At 48.3% G+C, this 22,307-nt stretch carries 16 protein-coding genes; 11 read left to right on the forward strand and 5 right to left on the reverse strand.

The window, feature by feature from the left end; all coding sequences use genetic code 11:
* Window positions 1-211: 211 nt before the first annotated feature.
* A complete protein-coding gene (locus AC2TDN_RS24120; protein ID WP_482069523.1) occupies window positions 212-673 on the forward strand; it encodes an SRPBCC family protein in 462 nt (153 codons plus the stop codon).
* Here the strand turns inward: AC2TDN_RS24120 and AC2TDN_RS24125 are convergent.
* Window positions 670-792, reverse strand: coding sequence for a hypothetical protein (locus AC2TDN_RS24125; protein ID WP_482069503.1), 123 nt, complete (start codon window positions 790-792; stop codon window positions 670-672). The two genes, AC2TDN_RS24120 and AC2TDN_RS24125, sit on opposite strands and share 4 nt — an antisense overlap.
* A gap of 130 nt (window positions 793-922) precedes the next feature.
* On the opposite strand from AC2TDN_RS24125, the gene AC2TDN_RS24130 reads away from it, so the two are divergent.
* The gene (locus AC2TDN_RS24130; RefSeq protein WP_482069504.1) at window positions 923-1,750 is read left to right on the forward strand and encodes a DUF2935 domain-containing protein; all 828 of its coding nucleotides are present in this window, start codon (window positions 923-925) and stop codon (window positions 1,748-1,750) included.
* 70 nt (window positions 1,751-1,820) lie between these two features.
* Here the strand turns inward: AC2TDN_RS24130 and AC2TDN_RS24135 are convergent, their stop codons facing one another.
* Together AC2TDN_RS24135 and AC2TDN_RS24140 are read right to left on the reverse strand one after the other, a co-directional pair.
* Window positions 1,821-2,471, reverse strand: a complete 651-nt coding sequence (locus AC2TDN_RS24135) for a carbohydrate-binding family 9-like protein (protein ID WP_482069505.1) — start codon at window positions 2,469-2,471, stop codon at window positions 1,821-1,823.
* Window positions 2,472-2,570: 99 nt separating this feature from the next.
* Window positions 2,571-3,521: a hypothetical protein gene (locus tag AC2TDN_RS24140; RefSeq protein WP_482069506.1), complete on the reverse strand. Its 951-nt coding sequence runs from the start codon at window positions 3,519-3,521 to the stop codon at window positions 2,571-2,573.
* Between the two features lie 303 nt (window positions 3,522-3,824).
* On the opposite strand from AC2TDN_RS24140, the gene AC2TDN_RS24145 reads away from it, so the two are divergent.
* The 7 genes from AC2TDN_RS24145 to AC2TDN_RS24175 are packed head-to-tail and all read left to right on the forward strand — an operon-like array spanning window position 3,825 to window position 17,682.
* Window positions 3,825-5,603, forward strand: a complete 1,779-nt coding sequence (locus AC2TDN_RS24145; RefSeq protein ID WP_484690448.1) for a vWA domain-containing protein — start codon at window positions 3,825-3,827, stop codon at window positions 5,601-5,603.
* Window positions 5,604-5,627: 24 nt separating this feature from the next.
* Entirely contained in the window at window positions 5,628-9,017 is a 3,390-nt protein-coding gene (locus AC2TDN_RS24150) for a tubulin-like doman-containing protein (RefSeq protein ID WP_482069508.1), read from the forward strand.
* Window positions 9,018-9,019: 2 nt separating this feature from the next.
* On the forward strand, window positions 9,020-11,446 hold the full coding sequence (locus AC2TDN_RS24155; RefSeq protein WP_482069509.1) for a transcription initiation factor TFIID: 2,427 nt from the start codon (window positions 9,020-9,022) through the stop codon (window positions 11,444-11,446).
* 57 nt (window positions 11,447-11,503) lie between these two features.
* A complete protein-coding gene (locus AC2TDN_RS24160; protein ID WP_482069510.1) occupies window positions 11,504-12,790 on the forward strand; it encodes a vWA domain-containing protein in 1,287 nt (428 codons plus the stop codon).
* 22 nt (window positions 12,791-12,812) lie between these two features.
* On the forward strand, window positions 12,813-13,448 hold the full coding sequence (locus tag AC2TDN_RS24165; protein WP_484690449.1) for a beta-mannanase: 636 nt from the start codon (window positions 12,813-12,815) through the stop codon (window positions 13,446-13,448).
* A gap of 14 nt (window positions 13,449-13,462) precedes the next feature.
* Window positions 13,463-14,722, forward strand: a complete 1,260-nt coding sequence (locus AC2TDN_RS24170) for a TRAFAC clade GTPase domain-containing protein (RefSeq protein WP_482069512.1) — start codon at window positions 13,463-13,465, stop codon at window positions 14,720-14,722.
* Complete coding sequence (locus tag AC2TDN_RS24175) at window positions 14,722-17,682, forward strand: GAP1-N2 domain-containing protein (RefSeq protein WP_484690450.1); 2,961 nt, start codon at window positions 14,722-14,724, stop codon at window positions 17,680-17,682. Before AC2TDN_RS24170 ends, AC2TDN_RS24175 begins: the two co-directional genes overlap by 1 nt.
* A gap of 87 nt (window positions 17,683-17,769) precedes the next feature.
* Here AC2TDN_RS24175 and AC2TDN_RS24180 read toward each other — a convergent pair whose 3' ends face one another.
* The gene (locus tag AC2TDN_RS24180) at window positions 17,770-18,870 is read right to left on the reverse strand and encodes a GIY-YIG nuclease family protein (RefSeq protein WP_484690451.1); all 1,101 of its coding nucleotides are present in this window, start codon (window positions 18,868-18,870) and stop codon (window positions 17,770-17,772) included.
* A gap of 184 nt (window positions 18,871-19,054) precedes the next feature.
* Window positions 19,055-19,465, reverse strand: coding sequence for a VOC family protein (locus AC2TDN_RS24185; protein ID WP_482069515.1), 411 nt, complete (start codon window positions 19,463-19,465; stop codon window positions 19,055-19,057).
* Between the two features lie 169 nt (window positions 19,466-19,634).
* Here AC2TDN_RS24185 and AC2TDN_RS24190 point away from each other — a divergent pair, with 169 nt between their 5' ends.
* The gene (locus AC2TDN_RS24190; protein WP_482069516.1) at window positions 19,635-20,315 is read left to right on the forward strand and encodes a GntR family transcriptional regulator; all 681 of its coding nucleotides are present in this window, start codon (window positions 19,635-19,637) and stop codon (window positions 20,313-20,315) included.
* A 5-nt stretch (window positions 20,316-20,320) separates the two neighbouring features.
* Window positions 20,321-22,012 carry a dihydroxy-acid dehydratase gene (ilvD, locus tag AC2TDN_RS24195; RefSeq protein ID WP_484690452.1) on the forward strand — a complete coding sequence of 564 codons (1,692 nt, stop codon included), beginning with the start codon at window positions 20,321-20,323 and terminating at the stop codon, window positions 22,010-22,012.
* Window positions 22,013-22,307 lie beyond the last annotated feature (295 nt).

The following is a 22,307-nucleotide window of genomic DNA, read 5'->3' on the forward strand; positions in this document are numbered from 1 at the left end:
TTAGCGCTGATAGCAATTATTCTGCTAATAGATGGAGTTTCTCCCGTTAATTCCTTTTGTTTTACCTGTTCATGGCGTATTTCAATAGATTAACAGGAGTATTTCCAGTTAAATGAATTTCCAGCGCCATTTTGAGGAAATTAACATGAGAAAATCACGTTAATTGTACATGGAGTGAAGGGGTAATAGAAATTCGAAAGGAGTTAACATGATGGCAATTCTTAACGATGAACCTATTGCAAAAACAGAAATGCTTATTCGAAAGCCAATTGCTGATGTATTTCAGGCTTTTATCGATCCTGCGGTTACGACGAAATTTTGGTTCACCAAAAGCAGCGGCAAATTGGAAGCGGGAAAACGTATTCAATGGGATTGGGAGATGTATGGTGCTTCTGCTGATGTTATTGTAAAAGAAATCGTGGAAAATCAACGAATCCTCATTGATTTTGGCACCACAGTCGAGTGGCTCTTTACTCCCATGGCAGAGAACGTAACCTTTGTTACGATTACAAACTCAGGCTTTAAAGGTAATGGGGATGAAATCGTAAGACAAGCTTTAGATTCAACCGAAGGATTTACGATTGTTCTTTGCGGGCTAAAGGCGCTTCTTGAGCATGGCATCGTCTTAAATCTCGTATCGGACAAGGCCCCTGATGCCCATGTTAAAGGCTAATCCTGCTGGCTTCGAAAGTATTCCGCGTATTCTTCCGTACTCCACATCCAACGCTGCTGGTCGTTTTCTTCCTCAATAGGTTCCGTAGGCCATATCGCCAGCTGCGGTAAATCCGCCATATGCTTGTTCCAATCATTCGATATCCCTTTTTATGGGATTTATTGCTCCATTTATTTTTAATACGAACATACATAAAAGCGCCTCCCGTTAATACAGTATTTAAGTAAACATTAACTGGGAGGTGAATGCATGTCGGATTTGTTTGTTGCCCGTTCTTTGGATGAAGTGCGTTTTTGGGCACGGATTATGAAGGAGCATTCCTTATTTCTAAGGCTTGGATTCAGGGCGGAAGACAAACAGCTTATTGATGAAGCAAATCAATTCTATGCCATTTTTGAGAACATCGAACAGCGAGCGATCTCTTACAGACTTGATACTGACCCTCGAGAAATCATGCAGTTTAATACGGAGGTTCATACCGCAGTAAGCTTTATTTGGGCGTTTAAAAGAAAAGTGTTGGGTTTAATTCTGACCTGTCAGCTTCCCGGACAAAATAATTTCCCTCTTCTGGTTGATCATGTAAGCAGGGAAGCAAATTATTTTAGAAATCGATTATCGGATCTTAATCAAGGCATTTTAGAACCATTGCCCGACGCTATCATCGATGAAAATGTGTTTTTCTTAAAAATTATGGCGGATCATGCAAAGTTCATTAGTCATCTACTTGATCCATCTGAACGGAAATTAATTGATCAGGCAAATGAATTTAGTCATGATTTTGATCAGCTATTGTTCCAAGCCCAGGATTTAGATTCTATGCGCCCGCAATCTCAAACCGTACCATTATTGGGACAATTTTTGGATCAAAATAGGGTTTCCGTAAAGTCGCTTAGAGATTTCAAGAAAACAGCTCAGACTTTGATCGAGGCATGTAGAATAAAAAGCATCATACATCCTTTGCTGGCCGATCATGTGTTCCGGGAAGCGGAACGTTTTTTAGAAATTATCGATATGTTCGAAACGGCATTGTTGGGCAAATCGGTCAACCCAAAATCGCTCATGCATGATCACCACTAAAAAAATAGAGCAGTCCGCCGATAATCGATGGACTGCTCTATCATTATTTCTCATGTGAGGGACCATTTTATCAACCATTACTAACGAATGCCAACGTCCCGAATCTCGACGGTGTATGATAATTAATGGCAAGAGTCGGCCGCCAAGCTTGAAACTGCCTGACGCCATTTTTTCCTTCGTCTATTCGGTAAAAATTAACTTTCCAGCTGACTCCAGGTACAGGCTTGCGCTTGAAATTAATGGAAGGAATGCGGATGCTGTAGCATAATACTCCCTCGTCAACGGTTTCGACTATCGTATGAAGCTGAGTGAAGCTCCATTCCATATCGGTCCCTGTAACGGAAGCTTTGCCATCGTTCTTAATCCTGGCATCAAAAATGACGTTCCGCGGACTGACCTCAAGCTCAAGATAGCTTCGTCCAAGCCCTTCTTCGTCAATGAACAATTCTACGACATCCTGTTCGTACAGCGGATCGTCCTTTTGGGTGAAATCCGATACGATATGATTGTCCTGACATAAGAATCGGACGTACAAGCTGTCTGTGCTCCAGCAGGCTTGAACCTCCGTTTGTTCTAATGGCGACAGCCCCGTGACGGTGTCCGATAATTCGATATGGCTGCAGCTGCTCCAGTCCACCGTCTCTAATCGATCGGGAAGACCATTAAATTTGGCTGGTTTACAGTAATAAACGGATGATGTATTCTGATCGTCGGCTGACAATTGCTCCACCTCTTTTTCTAACGTTTAAGAAGTCATTGCAATACGGGCGCAATCACATTTACGTGATTGCGCCCATTTGCTATACATTTAGTTTGAAAATCAACGTTGTTTGCTCTTGAGCTGGAAGTCTTCATCCCATTTATACTTTTCGTTATAAATATCCATTACCTCTGCGTATAAAGCGCTGGAACTCGAGTTCGGACTGTCCTGAATGATCCGATAAAGCCGCAGAAAGCGGTCCTTAGGGAGCTTGCGTGCGTAGCGCATTATCAAGTAGGGATACAGCGAAATGTATCTCTTCATTCTGACCGCAGCACCGGTTACTCCAACCAGAATGCTCTCGCCATGCTCCATCCTCAAAATTTGGGCTTCATGTAGCATAACATAGCGGAACGTGTTTTCTTTTATGAGGTCCCGTCTAATTTTTGCAATCTCGCCTATATAACGGACAAGATCGGGATTGAAGTGATCCATCAGCAGCGGATCCAGCATTAGATCCATGTCCTTGCGCAGCACGAATGATTGGAGCAGCAAGATCTGCTCGACCCGAAGCTGGTCGGTATGGACAAGTGCTCCAATTTCACGAAGCATTTCATAAGCGAGCGGTTTGTCGCCGCTATGAAATACTTTTATGGCGCTTTCTCGGTCATTTACAAGGCCGGCAAAGAGTGTATAAGCTTCTTTTCGAAAAATTTTTTCAAGCTGCGAGAGTAAAAGTGCAGGGGTCGACCTTCTCTGTATCGTCCATAATAGAGCGAGTAAAAGCAGAGACCCTGCGGCGAAAAGACTAGTCTGCATCGTGGACTCGCTCATCACTAGGCCAACGGTCATGATTAGCAATACAATAAGCCGCGATCTCCACATCGAACGCTGTAAAATGGAGGCTGCCCGTTTCTCCACATGTTGCAGGGCAGACTTGCGGCATACCGGGCATTCCGATTCGCCGAGTACAGTAAAGTGATTGCAGCGGCGGCAAATTTTAAGCTTCTCATAAGGAAAGCGTGATTTAATAGAAGGATTGAGTATTACCGGCAGCTTATTCTTAATCATTCGCGATCACGCTGCCCGCTGCTTTTTAGAATAGATAAGACCAGCTTACTGACTTGCTCGGGAGAAGGGGCTCGTCTCCTGCTCGAACGATAGCTGATGACGCTGATTGTGACAAAAAGAAACAATAGTCCAAGACAGACGTATGTAACCATGTGCTGTACCTCGCTTACAGTAAAAGTGATTTATGGAAATCTATCAGGTATACTTATTTTATAGTATAACATTATACTTGGAGCAGTGACTAACAGTGACTATCGGACTAGCATGCGAGAACCGTTTGTCCTATTACAAAGGAGTACAATTATGAATCGACTAAAACGTTTTTCTCGTCAACTTATAATGGCTTCCGCCATGCTGCTGCTGCCGTTTGGCAGCTTATCTACGGCACATGCGGCTCAAGGAGCCTCGCAAATCGATGCGGTGCTGGTGCTTGATGTAAGTCATTCAATGAGTAAAAGCGATCCAAGCAAAATCGGCAACGAAGCGATGAAGATGTTCATCGACATGCTGTCGACCAAGGGGGATCGTGTAGGGGTCGTTGCCTATACCGATGAAATTCAGCGCGAGAAGGCGCTGCTTGAGATCGAGTCGGCCGCGGATAAGGAGAATCTGAAGGGCTTTATCGACCAATTGAATCGCGGTGCTTATACCGACGTATCCGTCGGAGTAAAGGAAGCCGTACAAATTTTGGATGACGGCGCTGATCCGGACCACGAGCCGATGATTATTTTGCTGGCTGACGGCAATAACGATTTTAATGATAATTCCGGCAGAACGCAGGCCCAGTCCGATGCGGACATGGAGAAAGCCTTAAAAGAAGCGAATGACAAAGATGTGCCGATCTATACGATTGGGCTGAATGCAAATGGCAAATTAAATAAGGAAGCATTAGCCAAGCTCTCTGACGTAACCGGAGGCAAATCGTTCTCAACCAACTCGGCAGATGATCTGCCGCAAATATTAAGCGAAATATTCGCTAGTCATCTTGAGCTGAACGTCGTTCCTGTCGATTCGTTTACAGCTAATGGAAGCTACCAGGACGTGAAAATATCGGTTCCGAATGCGAATGTGCTGGAAGCGAACATTTCGATTATGTCGTCGAAGCCGGTTGAAGCGAGGCTGCTTGACCCGTCCGGCAAAAACGTACCGATTCCGTCGGATGACGTCCTGCTTTCAAAGTCGAAGAGCTACTCCCTGATCAAGCTGCTTACACCGACTGAAGGTGATTGGACGCTGCAGGTCAAAGGTGTGAATCGCGATAAAATCGATATTAATCTCATCTTCAACTATGATTTGAGCTTGGCGATGGACCCGCTTGCGAAGACTAGCTATTCGAAGGGCGATAATGTGAAATTCAGCTCTTATCTGGTTAGCGGCGGACAAAAGTTGGTCGATGAGGAGCAATACAGCAACATGAGAGCGGTTTTGCTCGTTAAAGATTTGGACACAGGTAAAACCGAGGAAGTACCGCTGCAAAATGCTGGTGATCATTTCGAAGGAACATACAAAGTTGCTGACGAGCATGATTATGAGATCAGGGTTAAAGCGGAGGAGGAAAGCTTCTTCCGAGAAACCGATCCGGTAACGATTACGGCCAAATCAGGGGGGGCGGGGCAGACTGCGCCAGATCAGCCAGCAGATACAGAAAAGAAGCAATTCCCGCTTGTGCCTGTCATTATCGGTGCGTTAGGCTTAGTGGTTTTGCTGGCAGCAGCCTATTTCATCTTGCGTCTGCTAAAGCAGGCGAACCGCGGCTTTGTCGGCCAGCTCGTCATTGAGATCCGTGACGAGAATACAGGTGACAAAACGTCGCCGCAGTACAAGAAGCTGACGGCCTTCAAGGGCAAGCTGCTGCTTCACCAGCTGCTGCAGCTGGCGCCTGAGCTGAAGGAGACCGAGAAAGTAGTCTTTAAACCAGGCAGCAACGACCGCATCGTGCTCCAAAACGGCTCCACATGCACGATAGAGAAGTCGGGACGTGCAATCGATGCGACGCGTGATTTTGAAATGAAGAGCGGAGACCGCATTACGGTTTCGCTTAAGCAAGTGGATAAAACGATTTTTATCGAGTATCTCGTTTAAATAGAGCAATGGAGGTTGTAAACAATGAAACCAATCGTAAGAGAACATATACAACAGCTCGACGTTTCGCTAGGCGGAGGAATTGTCAGCGAGAAAATTCGAGTGGACACCATCGATAACCCGATCTTGATTATTGGACTTGGCGGCACAGGCATTGATGCGCTGCTTCGCCTGAAATATCAAATTAACCGCCGCTTTAAGCTGCCGGAGGACCCGGTTTCCAAGAGAAAGATGGATAAGCCCGATAACGTCGAGTTTCTTGCCTTCGAGACGAATGAACAGGACCGCAATAAAAAATATAAAGGGATCGGCCTCGATCCGATCAACGAATTTGTGCTGCTATCCAACGCCGAGGTTGGCGGATTGCTGCAAAACCGCAGCATTTTGGAGCCGTACATTACCGATTGGCTGTCGCCGGAGCTGAGCATTACCGATGGCATGAACGGTGCGGCTGGCGTGCGCCAAGCAGGACGGCTGCTGCTGTTCACAAAGATCAACCAAGTTGTGCAAAGCATCGATAAAAAAATTAAGACGCTGTCTGTGGGTACAAACAAGAAGCTGATGGTATTTCTGCTTACCGGCTTATCCGGCGGAACGGGAAGCGGCTGCTTCCTCGATATTTCGTATATTGTTAGAGGCATTATCGAGCGCGATCATGGTGCTGCAGGCATCGACCGGGTCAATACGCTGGGTTATTTGTTCACGCCGGACATCAACCTATCGAACAAAAGCTTGAGCGATCATACACGCGAGTACATTAGGAAAAACGGCTATGCGGCGCTGAAGGAACTTGATTATTGGATGAATGTGGACAGCAGGGGTGAGCGGTTCAGGCAGCAATATGGCAATATCCTATCTGTAAACTCACCGCTTCCGCCCTTTAATCTATGCCATCTTATTTCGGCGACAAATGCGGAAGGCAAGCTGCTCGAAAATGCCTACGATTACTGCATGAACGTGACGGCGGAGAACATTACGAACTTTATTTCCAGCGAGGAAAAGCAGTCTGGCGAAGAATTCGCCATTCACGACTATATTAGCAATATTCGGACGAATATCGCCCAAATGAACAAGATGTATCCGGCTAACTACGACTACAACATCATTGGAGCTTCCTCGGCCGTACTGCCGATTGAGGAAATGACTACTTATTTGGCTTACCGGCTTTTTAATAAAATGGACAAAATGTTCGAGAAAGCGCCAAGCCAGGACGACGTGGAAAAGTTTGCGCGCAAGCTTGGCATCGATCTCGAAACGATGATGAAGACGTTCGATTCGCGCGTGCCTGAGCCGCTTCCAGGCTTCGAGAACAGCGAGCGTCTCAGCTACAACAACGTGATCAAGATGCAAGCCGTTAATATGGATACCGAGCTGGAGCAAAACTTCTTGGCCCGTGCGCGTGAGGAATACATCAAGGCTAAGAAACAGCTTCCAGGCGAAATCGTAGGACAATTTACTGATCAAATTCGCCGCACGTTCCTACATCCGGAGCAGGGACCGTTCTACGTATCTCGTCTCTTGTATACGGAGAAAGGCTTCTGCTTATTGAAGATGATGCTTTCTTATATTGAGACGCTACGCGAAGGACTGTCGCGGCTGCCGAGAGAGATTGAAGCAGCTAGAGAGCAAGCGGAAGAGCGCATGGGCGATGCGAAGAGCGCATTCGTGTCCAAGGACAAGAAGAAAAACAATTATATTGAAGCGAAAATCAATGAATATTGGCTGCTTGCGGACGTGGAGCGGATGGAGCAGCTCATCGAATTTTATGAGGATCTGCACCAGCTTCTGAACAACGAGAACAACCGGATCTATAACGTGTTCACTGAAATTTTAAATGTACTTAATACGATCTTTGCCAAAAACGGCGATATTCTCACGAGTGGCGAAGAGCAGGCTGACCATAAGGGAAACAAAACGTATTATTGGAATATCGTCGGGGTGCCTGACATTTCCGATGTCATCAGCCGTCTTATGGATAAGAAGGACGGGGATGATCTGATCCGCGACTTTACGCAGGAGCTGCTCGATCACTCCAACCTATGGGTGAAGGAACAGGAAATCGATATCGTCAGCTCGATCTCGGAATTTTTGACCGATAAATTCGGCGACCTCATTACGAAATCGATGGAAGAGTTTCTTGTTATGAAATACGGGAACGATGAATCGATCGAGAAGTTTGTTGAACGCCATATTGCGAGCAAGCTGGATGAGGAAGCCGTTCCTGTATTCCATCTGAGCAACAGCTCAGGCAATTTGCATGTGCCTTCATGGGGATTCGTATCGGTGCCTGTACAGGCGCCTAGCATTTTGCGAGGCATTCGGAATTATCAAAATAACTCGATCGGAAAATCCCACTTCACGATTAAGGAAAGCGAAGTGAAAAACCGGATTTTCTGGCTGAATACGAGAAACGGCGTGCCTTTATTCGTTTATACGCCGCTTAAAGTGTATGAGGAAAGCTATGAGCGAACGATTTTGGATAAGGAAGGCATCGGTCGTCACTTGGTGCAAACCGATCGCAACAATTGGACGTACCTGCCGTCTCCGATTCCGGAGAAGTCATGGGGAGATACGTACGTCAATCCACGTGTGCAAAGCTATAATGCAAGAGTTCGCGCCGAGTTTGCAAAGGCAGAGAGCTTCCGCGTTATTGTAGAGAAGGGCATTGATCAAAATACGAGCAGCCGTTATTCGGTTCGCTTCACGAAGCCGTTCCAGCTTGCTGATGCGCTAAAGCCATTCAATATGCAGCTGGATGCTGCTAAGCCTAATTTGGGCGAGGTGAAACGAGCGTTAAACGAATTGAAGCGTCTGCTTTCCGAAGGGCTGGAGCTTGAATCGACAAAAGATATTTTCGGAAGCTTCACAGAGGAGCTGGCGCAGGAGAATCTCATTCGCTCGCCGGAGCAGCTGAGTCGTGTTCGCGAGGAACTCTCGAAGTATGAGTCGCTTGCCATTAAAGCAAACGAGCTTGAGCTGCTGCTTCATCAGCATCAGGATGAAGAAAAATGGCTTGATCAATTTATCGAGGCGTTGTACACGGATACGATTTGCAAGAAGGGTGCGCTTTACGTGTACGACCGTGATGCCGAGGAGGAAGCTTGGTCGCCTTTCGCTAACCTGATGAAGAGCAGCAGCTACGTCGAGCATGAAGTGTTCGAGAGCTTCCGCCGCCTTGAGGAGAAAAACCGCAGCACACTTATGCGCAAAGCGGCGCGCAGAGTCAATGAATTGACGGCAAGCGAGGATACGAAGCTGCTGCTTCACAAGCTGGAGGAGCTGTTCGGTACCTTCCTTGATGCACGCGAGCGTTTGGAGTACGAGAAGGTCGAGCTGGCAAACGGCGAGGAGCTGCACCGGTTCTACAAGGAAATGACTTCTAAACTTAATGAAATTCGCAGAAAGTTGAAATAGATATGAGAGTCATGCTGGATCAATTTGCGGCCGATTATTCGGCCTCCGAACAGAAGCTAAGAGGCCTTGAGGATGATCAGAGCAGCATTCATTATCCGACCGTATTTCTATTCATCGGCGATGAAGCGGAACAAGCGATTGAGCCGATGACTCGCTCGAATGAGCTGAAATGGGATAACAATGCCGGTGTTATTTACCTCCATGTATCATCCGGAGAAGGAGATGCCAGCACAGAGCAGGGGAAGCAGAGTAACCCGGTGACAGCCGATCGCGTGGCGAGAAATAGCGGATCAGCGGCAAAGGTTATACGAGTCCCTTTGACCGGTCTAACGAAGGATAAAAGCGATAACAAGTCGGTGCGCAAGAATATAGCAGTTTCCTTCCGCGAGGAGGGGCGCTGCTTGGTTGCTCTCAACAGGGCGCTGCGCCAAGTTAGCGATACGATTGCCGACTATGGCCGATTGTATGCTTCCTTCGATCGCCTTCACCTTGCCGTTATCACAAGGGTTGACGATCCTATGAACGTGCTTGTTCCGGAAATATCGCTGCTTGCGCAATCGATATTTTTGCAGCTCTTCAAATCGGTGCAAATGGATTTGTACGCCCTAATTAACGAGCGGGAGCAGTCAGAGACTTTCGGCTATGCGGGTGCTGCGGGAATTGGCTTCCTTCGTGAGCTTGAGGGGATGCAGCAGCTGGATTATTCGTACTCCGCGAACCTTCAGGTGACCAGCGATGGCCTTGCGATTCCTGTCGTTCATAAGCACTCTCCGCTATTTGATCTGGTCTATATTTTATCTGACCGCAACGAGCGGGGTATGACAACCTTGAACGGCATGCTGGATAACTATGAAATCATTTGCCATATTCTCCTGTTGAAGAACAGGAAGCGCAAGGACGCACATATTCAATCGAATGACGGAAGCTACAACAATTCGTCGTTCCGAAATAGTCTCATGTCCGAATCAGGAAGGCAGGGCTTCGTCTCGGCTGGCCTAGCCAAAGTGAAGCGCCCTGATTATTCCATCGCTTTGACCGTGCTGTACCATTTCTTTGAGCAGCTGGCAGCACGTCTGCAGACGATGCCTGAGCTTGCGAGCAAAGACAAGCTGGCGTTCTTCGGACTTGATGCTGAGACGATGGAGGCGCGAATCGCTCAAATCGTTCCGAGCGAGGATAACCTTGTTGATATGACGGGTCTCTTAACGAGCGGCATTCGTTTTGAACAGCTGCGCCGTATGTCGCTGCATGAAGCGGAGGAAGCATTGTTCGGCGAAGGCTGCGAAGCCTTTTTCCGCAAACATTTTGCCGATGCAGCAGCTATCCGTCTTGGTGAACACAAGCCTATGGATGAGCTGCGCCGCATCATCAGCCGAAATCGGAAGGAGCAGCCGCAGGTCAGCTTCTATCAGGTGTCCGAGTGGACCGATGAGAATGAACCGGGCAGCGCGTTGAACGCTGTTCATGCCCGAATACGAGATTTGACTAGAGAGGTCGGTCTTGCTCAGGAGGAGCTTGAACGTACCCGCGATTCGCGCGTCGAGGATTTGAAATTTCAACGCCTACCGTTTATGGATAAGCAAAATCTTCGCTCCTTTATACGCGTCTTCTTTGATACGGTCTACCTTCTGAAATGGCAGCTGCTGCGTACGGAGACAGAGCTTGCGCTGTATCGAAGGTTCGCGCGCGAGCTGGAGCAGCTGCATGTAGAGTATCGTATGAGAGTAGAACAGATGAATACACTTGGGGCAGAGCTCAAGGCGGCTGCGCTGCAAAGCATTCGCTCGGCAGATGATTATATCGGGCAGAACATCTATGAATATTATGAGCGCGTAACCGAAGGCGTCATGAAGGATATAGAAGAAAAACGCGGCGCATCGGCGTTTTTTGAGGAACGGTACGTGGGCAGCGCAACGGAGCTGCTGGAGCAAGGAGATTCCGCGCTCTTAGCGCGATTGATCGATGTTTGCCGCAAGCAATTGTTGACAGCAGAGCCGTTTGCTCATCCATTCGAGGAGGAGCTCTTGCTGCGGGCGAATGTATCCGTGGCTTACAGCAATCGCAAAGCCTTGACGCGGGAGGAGCTGTTCCGCCAGCTGTACCATACGCTGGAGGACAACGCGTCCATTAACATCCGCCTTCTCGACTACACTCACGAGCATCGTTCTGAGGAAAAGTATTTGTTCGGAGATCGAGAGAGCGAGTTTATCCGCTATGCGCTTGGCGTTGACGAAACGTCACGCATTTACAAGCTCGGCTGCGTCCACGAGAAGCGCAGCAGCGGCGCTCTGAAATTAAACTTAATGGGCGGCTTTCATTTAGAAGATTTGATGTATTACCGGAACGGCAAAGTATATTATGAAACCTATTTGCAGAATGGGTACGAATTTCACGTGCTAGATCCAGCCCATCTGCCTAAGCTTCGCTGACCGGTATACATCATTAGTCGCGCTGGTCTACTAGCAAGGGAGAGGGGTGCTGTCATTATGCAAAGAAAAATAAATGGGTTTCTGCTGTTGTTCAGCTTAATAGGCGGCGCAATCGGTTTCGCAATCGGCGAATTGGTATTGGGCCAATTGTCGGAGGGCTGGCCGCGCTTCGTCGTTGTCGGCCTTTATTTTGGCGTCGTCGCTTTAGGCATTGGGCTGTTCTGCCTCATTGCTGAGTTGATAGCGCCGCGCTTAAACGGCTCTTCTTGGCGGCAGCGTTACACCGCCTTGTCGTGGAAGCTGCTTGTGCCGGCGACGTTATTGCTGCTGTTTGCAGTCGGAGGCTTGGTTCAGCTGATTTATGGGCTGCAATTCGGCGGCGCGAAGCCGGTAAAGGATATCGTGCTGACGATCGATAATTCGGGGAGCATGCTTGAGACCGATCCTGACAATGAGCGGTATGCAGCTGCGAAGCAGCTGATTGCCAACATGGAAAGCGATAAGCGGGTGGCTGTTGTTGCCTTTAGCGATGCTGCTGAATTGCTTCAGCCCTTTACAAGCGTAAGCACGCAGGCTGAGAAGGATACCGTAAATGCCGCGATCGATGCGATTGAGCCGACTAATGGAGGTACAAACTTCAGTCTAGCGCTTGATGAATCGATGAACACAATCAAGGGCATGGGGGACGCTGATCGCGGCAAAATGGTCATCCTGCTGTCGGACGGCTTCAGCGAATCCAGCTTGAATGAGCAAATTGCGGCGTATCAAGAGCAGCAAATTGCCGTGAATACGGTTGGTCTAAGCGTGGTTGACGCTAGAGGCTCAGCATTGCTCAAGGAAATTGCGGATTCGACTGGCGGAAGCTACTATGATGTGACGGAAGCGAACGGACTGGGACTCGTTTTCCAAAATATATACGACAAGATTGATAAGCAGACGCTCCTGACAGAGCGTACGGGCAAGCTTGCAGATAGTACGTTTTATACGCTGCTTCGTATTTTATGCTTGGCCATTATTGGTGCTGGCATAGGCGTTTCGCTTGGGCTGGTATTCGACAATCGATTTTTGGCGGTCAGCTTTGGCGCTGGAGGTATAGCAGGCGGCTTGCTGGCAGGCTTCATATTGGACTCCGGATTATCCGGTCATATGATCTCAGATGGATTATCCCGTTTATTTGCGGTGCTCGTACTGGCGGCAATTATTAGCGTATTTACGCTTATTGTTCCAGTTAAAGACAGCAATAGCCCAAGACTTCGCGGAGGCGGCAGAAAAAGCAGCACAAGCGACCGTCCATCTACGGGCATAAGCGGACGGACGAAGGATAGCCGCAGTCATGGATTTTAAACGATGCGGGAGGCGGATTTAAATGCGTTTTATCGATGCAGAGGACGGTTCTCCGGTCATCAGCGGCTTGACTCGCGCAGTCGAGGAGGACCGCTGCACGCTGCGCTGGATTTGGCCGGGTGGGATAGAAGCGGTTTATATTGGGAAAAAGCCAGCCGATCAGTTAGAGGACGGAACGCCGGACACTCATCACCTGAAGCTGTACACGAAGGCTGAGTATAAAGCGAATAACGGCTATCATAGCCGAATTGAAGGTGTTGGGCTGTTTGTCTTTTCGGTGTTTGCCTGCCTGGAGGGGAGTGCAGGACCGCAGCTCATCCTTCAGCCTAACCGAGAGAATCGTATCGAAATCAGTGCCGGACGGGCTAAAATTTATTATTCGATCGGAAGCAAAGGCGGTCTCTTTAGGAAGTTCAAAACGATTCAGATTCAGGTGTCGACCGAGGTCCCGATTGCAAAGGATGTGCTTTGCTACGTGAAGAAGCAGGGCAGCTATCCTGCAAATAAGGAAGACGGCATGTTATATCCGTTTGTCGCCCCTTTTGCCGCGGGGAAAAATGTCCTGCCTGCCATTGAGATCGGCAAACAGGATTTTATACGATTGTTTTTTACAGATGGCCGAACATACGGTCAAACGTACGAGTTGATTTCAGAATAAAGGAGGAAGATCGCATGGGCATTTTCGATCTTTTCAAAAAAAAGCCGGAAGCGAAGCCGCGTCCATTGTTCTACGATATCGTCTGTCCCTATTGTTTTAGCAAATTTACGCCGGATGAGGTCGTTTTCCGCGCAGCTCATTCCCGTGAGGACGATGAGGATTATGCGCTTGGGGAAGACGAGGAGCTGAACAAATACCGCGAGCGCTTCGGACTCGATTCCGTACATGATATGGAAGCGGTGCTTCACCCGGTGGACGTGCCGGAAGAGCATCGGGTTTACTCCGATCACGTGCTGATCGGCATTAATGACCGTTACGGCGAGCTGACGCGCAGAAGGCTTTGCCCGAAATGTCATAACGAGCTTCCGGTAACGGCAGGCAAAGTGCCAAGCAACATCATTTCCATTATTGGTGCATCCCAGGTTGGCAAATCCGTGTATATGACTTCGTTAATCCATACGCTGCAAAATACGACGGCGGATCATTTTAATGCGGCCTGCATGCCGCTCAACGCGGAGATTAGCCGCAAGTTCCGCACCTATTACGAGGAGCCGCTATTCGAGCGCGGCGATCTGCTTGCTTCCACGCAAAAGGAGAAGATGCAGGAGCCATTTATTTTTCAATTCGTCTTTAAGGATGATTCGAAGCCGCCGCTTACGCTCGTATTCTTCGATGTGGCGGGCGAGGGTATGGTCGAGCAGGATTACCTCGGCCTGCATGGCCAGCATATTAAAAACTCGGCAGGCATCCTGCTTATGGTTGATCCGCTGCAAATTCGTTCCATACGCGAGAAAATTAGAATGAATATCGGCGATAAGCCGGGCGAATGGGTCTCCCAATACGACGAGCCGCGTGACGTTGTCCTGACGATGTTCGGCGACTTTATTGCGTATCAGGAAAACAACAAAACGGATATACCGACAGCTGTCGTACTGACGAAGAGCGACATGCTTCATTCCCTGAAGGATGAGGATGGCGAGTACATTAAATCAAACAGCAATATTTTCAACAATATGGTGCACCGCAATTATTTCAATCTGACCGAATTTGAAAATATCGACGGCGAAATCAGGCGCTTCATCGAGAAGGTCGATCGCCCGTTCAAAGGAACGATGGACGTTTATTTCAAGGATACGGCGTACTATGCGGTATCCGCGCTGGGCAGCAATCCCGTGGATCAGAAGCTCCAAACCGTCGTTAGTCCAATCCGTGTGGACGAGCCCTTCATCTGGCTGCTTTATAAGCTGAACTTCATCGAGGGGAGAAGAGAATAGTGCGCGATTCTATGCCCCGCAGGATGATTCAGCAGCAAATGTACGCACGGGAGAGACGCGGTATTTTCAGATCCACGGAGGGCTATGACACGATCGCCAAATCAAGCGGCTTAGACCCTTCTTTTATCAAAAAGATGCTTCATCCGTTTTGCGTATACGATGCGCCTGCCGAGCTGGCGACGCGCGGAGAGAAGGACGCTTCTGCATATCCCGAGACGATGCATCTGCTACATCTGGACAATGGCGATGTGCTGCTCGGACGCAGCGTCTATCAGGCAGCGGATTTCACCGGACTTCGCAGCGCATTTTTTACGCATAACTATATCATTCCAGAGCGTCTCGCGAATAACCATGCAAATGACTATGAGAGCTGGCTGCAAGCAGCTTTTGCAGGCAGTTATAATATTGCTGAGGGTACGGAGATCGCGGAATTAGCCAGCCTGCCGATTCAAGCGGCTTCAGCGATTAAGCCATCCTATCGTTCCTTATTAACGCTGCTGAACATTGATGAGAAGTCATTTAAGCAGCTGCTGCATGCGATAATGTCAGCAGTCAGCGGCAAGAAGAAGATTTATGTATCGCTTGACGTGCCGATCGCGCAGCTTCCGAGCAAAGCAAAACAGCTGCTTGAGGTGATTTATGCAAGCTTGCCATATGCCTATCGCAAGCAGCTTGGCTTTATTACGTACGCGAAAGAGCCGCAAAGCCGCAAAGCGGTGCATCTTACATTCGTGGAGCAGGGAAGCCTGCGCCCTGGGGACCGAAGCATCGAGAAGGATTATACATTTGATTTCGCTAACGGCCGGATCATAAACGTCGATCTGGACGGTACGGATCAGCCGTATTTGGATTTCGCATGGGATCATTTGGAGCGCCCTCAGCATATGGCCAGCTTCTTTCAATTTGCGGAGCTCATGCTGGCAGGGATGGGAGCGGATCGTCAAATCGCAGCGTCTGCTTATCATGAGCTTTGCGTGATGTATCAGATTGAGGAAGGCAATAAGGCGCTGTATGAAGCGCATAAAACAGCTGTGCTCCGCGGTTTGCTCGAATATTTGCAGCCAGCAGGCTCGCTTGATTCCAAGATGCGGCTCAATGATTTGCTCCTATCCCGATTTGATTATGAATTCGATCGCGTGAGGCAGGGGTTAGTGCCGGAACCATTCATAATAGACATCTTTAAGGACTACTACCGAATCGACGGCAAAAATATTGAAAGCAAAATCGTTACTTTCTTTATCCACTCGCTCAATCAATCGAACAGGCTGAACGTGCAAGAAACGGTTGTTTCCATCTATGCAGCCGTTGAGAGCGATTCAGCTTTAAGCAAGGCATTCTTTTCGAAGCTGATGACGGATTCAACGTTGACAGGCAGCTTTTTCATTTCTTTTCTGGAGAAGAAGCTAAAGGCTGTGGCGGGGGCAAAAAGCGTACTGGAGCAGCTAGTGCATTGGGGAAGCGTTCATCCGAGGCTGTATGGTTTTGAACCGTTTCAGACGCTGGCACGAAAGCAGTTGACGGATAAGCTGGAGCGGGAAAGCTATTCCCTACCAGCATCAAGCAGCGTGCTTGCGCAGCTGCGCATTCTGGGTGAGGAAGCTCGGACTGGAATGGGAAAGCCGGCTTCAGATGATGCTGAAGATCTTATTCAGGAGCTCGAGCTGGCCGTTTATCGCACGATGCTGACCGAGCTTGATATAGACAGGCTCACCATTGAGCAGTTGAGGCAAGCGAATTTCCTCAGCTTCAAAGACCAATTGCAGCGATGGAATAGCCAGCTTCAGGACCCCCGCCAGAAATCTGCGGCTCTTGCGCTGCTTGCCATGTACGAATGGCTTGTGCTGCCAGAGCCGACGGTTGCCGTATTCAATCGATTGTCACCGGCAGAGATCGACCGTGTGCAGCTGACAGGGCGCCGGATACTTGCAGGACAGCTGGAGCTTGCAGATGCTCCGCGACATGTGCTGGCTTATCTCAGCAGCTCGGATTTGGAATCGGTAGATTATGTAGGTCTGCTTGACTATTTGCAGCGGAATGCACCGGATAAAGAGATGATATACCGATTTTTCCAACTGTCGGAGAAGCATCCGGATTTCATGAGATCGAGAGGCTTCGTGCCTGCTTATAAAACGGCTATAGTCGGTTATTTCGAGAAATATGACCGGGATGCTTTCAAGAAACGCGTAAATTGGAAGCAGTTCTTCGATAAGGCTGGCCCAGCTCTCACTGCCGTATATAAGCAGGCCGAGCGGGAGCTTTCCTCGCCGCTTTCCAAGTTTTTTCGCCGGAATCGTAAAGCGACGCTGATTACATCTGTTGCGGCGATTGGCATCGTTTTGGTCGTTGCGGGCATGATGCAATCATTCGCTGGCAAGGGAGAGAAGACGCAGGTGGGCGGAGCTTTGCCTGAGGTGACGCCTACTGCTGAAGTGGGCATAACGATGCCGGAAACGCTCGTTTACGCAGAGCAAAATGCGGCAAACATTGAGCAAGAGGCAACGACCTCCCTCGTATTTGCGTTTAAGGATGCAGCAGCTTGCGCTCAGTTTGCACCGGATTCATTAACAATAGAGCCGCTGGGTGCTGAAGTTGTTGAATACAAGGCGTTAAAGGTATCTTCAAATTGCGGCGCGGGGGAGATGGAAACACAGACTCCTGCGGATTCCACAGATTCGGCTGCGACGGAGTCCGATGCACCGTCTACGATCCAGCCTACAGAAACGCCTGTTGTAGATGGAGATACTGCGACCGATGATGCCGCAAGCGAGGAATCGGACAGCACAAATGATGCTGGCTCTGCATCTGGAAGCCCAATACCCAGCAACCAGCCTGAGCAAGAAGGATATGCGAGCCGGGTTATTGCAGACTTAGGCGAGCAGGTCGATCTACCAGCTAACACCATCATCCGAGTCGGAGAGGCAGCGTATGAGCTTACCGTACTGCAAGTCGTCGATAAATGAACGTAAAATCCGCCAGTTAACTTATTCTAAGCTGACTAGCGGATTTTTTTTCGCAGTAAGCTGCAAATCAATTACTTAGAGGTTTCTTCAGGTGTGAATGAGGCTCTGCTGGCAACGAAGCCGCTCTATTCGATAATCGTAATTGTATTTGCACAGCTGAAGCAAATCGAATTTCAGCCCTCGCTTCGGTTGTGTAATGGCGGGCAGCTTCTTCCCGCTTGCCCTTATGGCTGCGCGTACTCGCTTCTTGTCCTCAATGGTGTTTACGATTAATTCGTCAGGGCTAGCCTCGGCGTAACGAGTCATTAGAAACTGGTCACATGCCCCGTTACTACCTGCTTGTTCAAGCTCAAACAGCTGAAAGTCGCGCAGCATGCCTTCTTGAACCTTTGCCACCAGCACATGCGTTTCCCCGAAATAAAGCACGTCTTGATCAATGACTGCCTCACGATCTACGATCTGCTTGTCTGCTGCCTGCTCCAGATTGCGGATGCTAAGCAGCATTTGCTGTGCTTTCTCAAACTCCAATTTTGCCGCATAGGCTTCCATCTTAGCGTATAAGGTTTCGATCAAGCCTTGCCCTCGATTAGCGAGAAGCGCCGATGCTTGGCGCGTATGCTCCAAATAATCGCCCTCAGATATTTTGCCTTCGCAAACTCCGCTGCATTTGCCGATATGATACAGCAAGCATACCTGCTTGGGCATCGCTTTGCAGGTGCGAAGCCCATAATGCTCCGTGACGAATTCAAGTAAGGCATCTCGAAATCGAGCGCTTTTGAAAGGGCCAAGACGATGTGCGTCACTTGTTGCAGAACCTCCATGACTGCGCTTGCGATTGCGGTAATAGACATCGAGCCGGGGAAGCGGCTCTGCTGTAAGCTGCAAATATGCATAGCCGCTATTTTCTTTTTTTAACGCACGATTATACGGAGGCTTATGTATTTTAATGAGATTGTTTTCCAGCAGAAGACTTTCTGATTCGTTATTTACAAGCACGACCTCAATGGATGATATTTCATCAACGAGCTGGGTTATTTTTCTGTATATGTGATTTTTCGTAAAATAAGAGCGCAGCCGGCTCCGTAAATTTTTTGATTTGCCGACGTAGAGAATAGCCCCCTGATCATCCTTCATCAGATAGCAGCCAGGGCTCTGCGGGTAATCGCCGGCGTTGAATAAGAACGACATCGATCGTCATCCTCCTAATCCTATGCTTTTGGAGAAAATCATATCTCCGACACTATTCGACAACCATACGGACAAACCCTTGTATAAGTGGCTCACAATTGTATTCTTACGTCTATAACAAAAAGAGGCCAGCCTAATAAACGGGCAGCCTCGTACAGCAAATTCATGATGAATTGAAATTGAATTAAACTTGGGGGCCATCCGGCGGTGCTGTAATCATCCAATGGAATCCGAACTTATCTTCGATTTCTCCAAACAACGAGCCCCAAAAGGCAGGTTCTAACGGATGGGTAATGCGGCCGCCTGCTGCTAAGTTCTCGAAGGCTTGCCGGGCTTCGGCTGCTGTTTCGAAGTCGAGATTCAAAAGGACGTTGTTCCCTTTAACGATCGGTTCAAACACGGAGTCCGACATGAAGAAGTTAACCCCGCCAGCGTGAACACAGAGATGCAAAACTTTGTCCTTGAGCTCCTCGCTTGCATCTGGCAATTGTCCGTGCGTCATAATAGACTGGATCTCGCCGCCTAAAGCCTGAAAATAAAATTCGGCCTGCGCTCTAGCATCCTCCGACTTGATAAAGATCGTATATTTTGCCATTTGACAACATCCTTTCCTTCACTTAATGAAATTCAACCTGTTTTCATCTTATCATATCGATTCGAATCAGGTTTCTTATGGATTGCTATTTTGAAAAGAGAGTTCACAAATAAATATATTGATATTTGCATATATATGCGATATATTTCTCGTATAAAGGAGGATTCAAATGCCTATTCCAAGCCATTATTCCACTCCGATTCGAATGTCAGCCAAAGAACGTGCATACTCGCAAATCCAGCGCTGGATCATAGATGGAACGCTGCAGCCAGGGGAAAGACTCGGTGATGCTGAATTAGCAGAAGCATTGGGCGTCAGCAGAACACCGGTCAGAGAGGCACTCCAGCTTCTTGAGGTTCAAGGATTAGTCGAGGTACATCCTGGGAATTATACAAAGGTTAAAAGGATGGAGAAGACTGATATTTTAAAATTGTATCCTACACTCGCAGCCTTGCACGGGCTTGCAGCCGAGATGGCCACTGAAGCCATACTGGCAGAGCATATTGAACAATTGAAAGCGATCAATGCGCAATTCGCTGATGCGATAAAGCAGGGTCAACCTTATCAAGCGATGGAGCTGGATGAACAATTTCACAATCTCATTATTGAAATTTCAGACAATCCGTATGTTTCAACGTACAGCTCGTCGCTTCAATTGCATATCCGAAGATTTAAATATTTGTTTCTCAAGCAGCCTGTTTCCGCTACATTAGCGTCTGTTCAGGAGCATGATTCAATCATTGCCGCTATGAAGAATGGCGAGCGTGAGCAGGCATCAGAGCTAATGAAACAAAATCTTCTGCGTCCGATGCGTGATTTATACGCATTAATTGTTATAAACGAGGAGTGATTTCCATGGAAAACAAAAAGGATTTACGTATTCGCAGCAAAGTGATTAGTGAAGGGGTAAACCGTGTTCCGAACCGTGCGATGCTAAGAGCGGTAGGGTTTCAGGATGAAGATTTTAAGAAGCCTATGATCGGCGTAGCAAGTACATGGAGTGAAGTGACGCCATGCAATGTACATATTGACAAACTTGCAGTACAGGCAAAGGAAGGGGTTCGTACGCATGGAGGAGCCCCGTTGATTTTTAATACGATTACCGTATCTGACGGCATATCCATGGGACATGAAGGGATGCTGTTCTCGCTCCCAAGCAGGGAAGTCATTGCCGATTCCATTGAGATTGTCGTAAATGCAGAACGCTTCGACGGCTTGGTTGCCATTGGCGGCTGCGACAAAAATACGCCTGCATGTTTGATGGCGATAGGCAGAATGAATTTGCCTGCTGTATATGTTTATGGCGGTACGATCCAGCCGGGCAAGCATAACGGTAAAGACGTGGATATCGTAACGGCATTCGAGGCGGTCGGACATTATCAAGAAGGAAAAATGACGGATGAAGAGCTCCATGAAATAGAATGCAGCGTATGTCCTGGCGCTGGCGCATGCGGCGGCATGTATACAGCCAATACAATGGCTTCAGCCGTTGAAGCTTTGGGCATGAGCTTGCCTGGTTCATCATCCACGCCTGCGATTTCCTCCTATAAAGCGGTTGAATGCGCAGAAGCGGGCAGAACGGTGATTGAGCTCCTTGAGAAGGACATTCGGCCGCGTGATATTATGACTAAAAAAGCGTTCGAGAATGCCATTACGCTCGTTATGGCTCTAGGTGGATCGACGAATGCGCTGCTTCATCTCATGGCTATGGCGCACTCGGTCGAGGTAGATTTGACGTTGGACGATTTCGAGAGAATCCGCAAGCTTGTCCCGCATCTTGCTGATTTAAAGCCAAGCGGCAAATATGTGATGCAGGATTTAAATGATAATGGCGGCGTACCGGGCGTATTGAAGCTGCTGCTGGAAAAAGGACTTCTTCACGGCGATTGTCTCACAGTAACGGGGAAAACATTAGCAGAAAACTTAGCGGAAGCACAGCCATTGAAGGAAAATCAGCAGGTCATCCGTCCCTTCGAGAACCCGCTGAAACCAACGGGGCCGCTCGTCGTGCTAAGAGGCAATCTTGCTCCAGAGGGTGCAGTTGCAAAAATGTCAGGCATGAAAAAATTAAAGTTTACCGGTCCTGCACGGGTTTACAATAGCGAGGAGGAGGCGACAGCTGCCATTACGAATGACGAAATCGTCAAAGGCGATGTGCTGGTCATTCGATATGCTGGACCTAAAGGCGGTCCCGGCATGCCGGAAATGCTCTCTGTTACCGCCTTGATTGTAGGTAAAGGCTTGGGCGGCGAGGTGGCGCTACTAACCGACGGACGTTTCTCCGGCGGCTCGCATGGCTTTGTTGTCGGACATGTATCGCCGGAAGCGCAGGTAGGCGGTCCCATTGCGCTGCTGCAAGAGGGCGATCTCATTACGATAGACAGCGAAGCGCAGGAAATTCAATTTAATGTTACGCCTGAGGAGCTGGCAGCAAGAGCGAGCGAGTGGGTCAAGCCTCCGCATAAATTTAAATCAGGCGTGCTGGCGAAATACGCAAAGCTGGTATCATCCGCATCAAGAGGCGCTGTAACCGATTTGGATCTTTAGATCATTCAATGAAATAGGGTGGGGCAGGTGAAATTCCTGATCCTCCCTATTTTTATTTGTATTCCTATAAAAAAGAGTTAATCCTGAATTTCGAAAGTCCATAGTAATGAGCCTTAATACACGATGTCATAGGGGACTACTTCCAAAAATGTAAGTGGAAATGATGAATCGACAGGTATTGCTAGATTTTAGCATACACCATCCCCCTCCCCATACGAAGGGGCAACGTCATTTCCAAGTATTATATTGGGTTATTTCTGTCATTCAAGTAATATGACTTTCCGCTCGATTCGGA

Source organism: Paenibacillus sp. Y660 (assembly GCF_057221575.1).

Excerpts from the sequence above, each read along its gene's own strand:
- AC2TDN_RS24130 (WP_482069504.1), top strand. The coding sequence starts at position 923 with ATGTCGGATTTGTTTGTTGCCCGTTCTTTGGATGAAGTGCGTTTTTGG.
- AC2TDN_RS24145 (WP_484690448.1), top strand. The coding sequence starts at position 3,825 with ATGAATCGACTAAAACGTTTTTCTCGTCAACTTATAATGGCTTCCGCC.
- AC2TDN_RS24190 (WP_482069516.1), top strand. The coding sequence starts at position 19,635 with ATGCCTATTCCAAGCCATTATTCCACTCCGATTCGAATGTCAGCCAAA.
- ilvD (WP_484690452.1), top strand. The coding sequence starts at position 20,321 with ATGGAAAACAAAAAGGATTTACGTATTCGCAGCAAAGTGATTAGTGAA.
- AC2TDN_RS24180 (WP_484690451.1), bottom strand. The coding sequence starts at position 18,870 with ATGTCGTTCTTATTCAACGCCGGCGATTACCCGCAGAGCCCTGGCTGC.
- AC2TDN_RS24150 (WP_482069508.1), top strand. The coding sequence starts at position 5,628 with ATGAAACCAATCGTAAGAGAACATATACAACAGCTCGACGTTTCGCTA.
- AC2TDN_RS24155 (WP_482069509.1), top strand. The coding sequence starts at position 9,020 with ATGAGAGTCATGCTGGATCAATTTGCGGCCGATTATTCGGCCTCCGAA.
- AC2TDN_RS24185 (WP_482069515.1), bottom strand. The coding sequence starts at position 19,465 with ATGGCAAAATATACGATCTTTATCAAGTCGGAGGATGCTAGAGCGCAG.
- AC2TDN_RS24120 (WP_482069523.1), top strand. The coding sequence starts at position 212 with ATGGCAATTCTTAACGATGAACCTATTGCAAAAACAGAAATGCTTATT.
- AC2TDN_RS24165 (WP_484690449.1), top strand. The coding sequence starts at position 12,813 with ATGCGTTTTATCGATGCAGAGGACGGTTCTCCGGTCATCAGCGGCTTG.
- AC2TDN_RS24125 (WP_482069503.1), bottom strand. The coding sequence starts at position 792 with ATGGCGGATTTACCGCAGCTGGCGATATGGCCTACGGAACCTATTGAG.
- AC2TDN_RS24140 (WP_482069506.1), bottom strand. The coding sequence starts at position 3,521 with ATGATTAAGAATAAGCTGCCGGTAATACTCAATCCTTCTATTAAATCA.
- AC2TDN_RS24160 (WP_482069510.1), top strand. The coding sequence starts at position 11,504 with ATGCAAAGAAAAATAAATGGGTTTCTGCTGTTGTTCAGCTTAATAGGC.
- AC2TDN_RS24170 (WP_482069512.1), top strand. The coding sequence starts at position 13,463 with ATGGGCATTTTCGATCTTTTCAAAAAAAAGCCGGAAGCGAAGCCGCGT.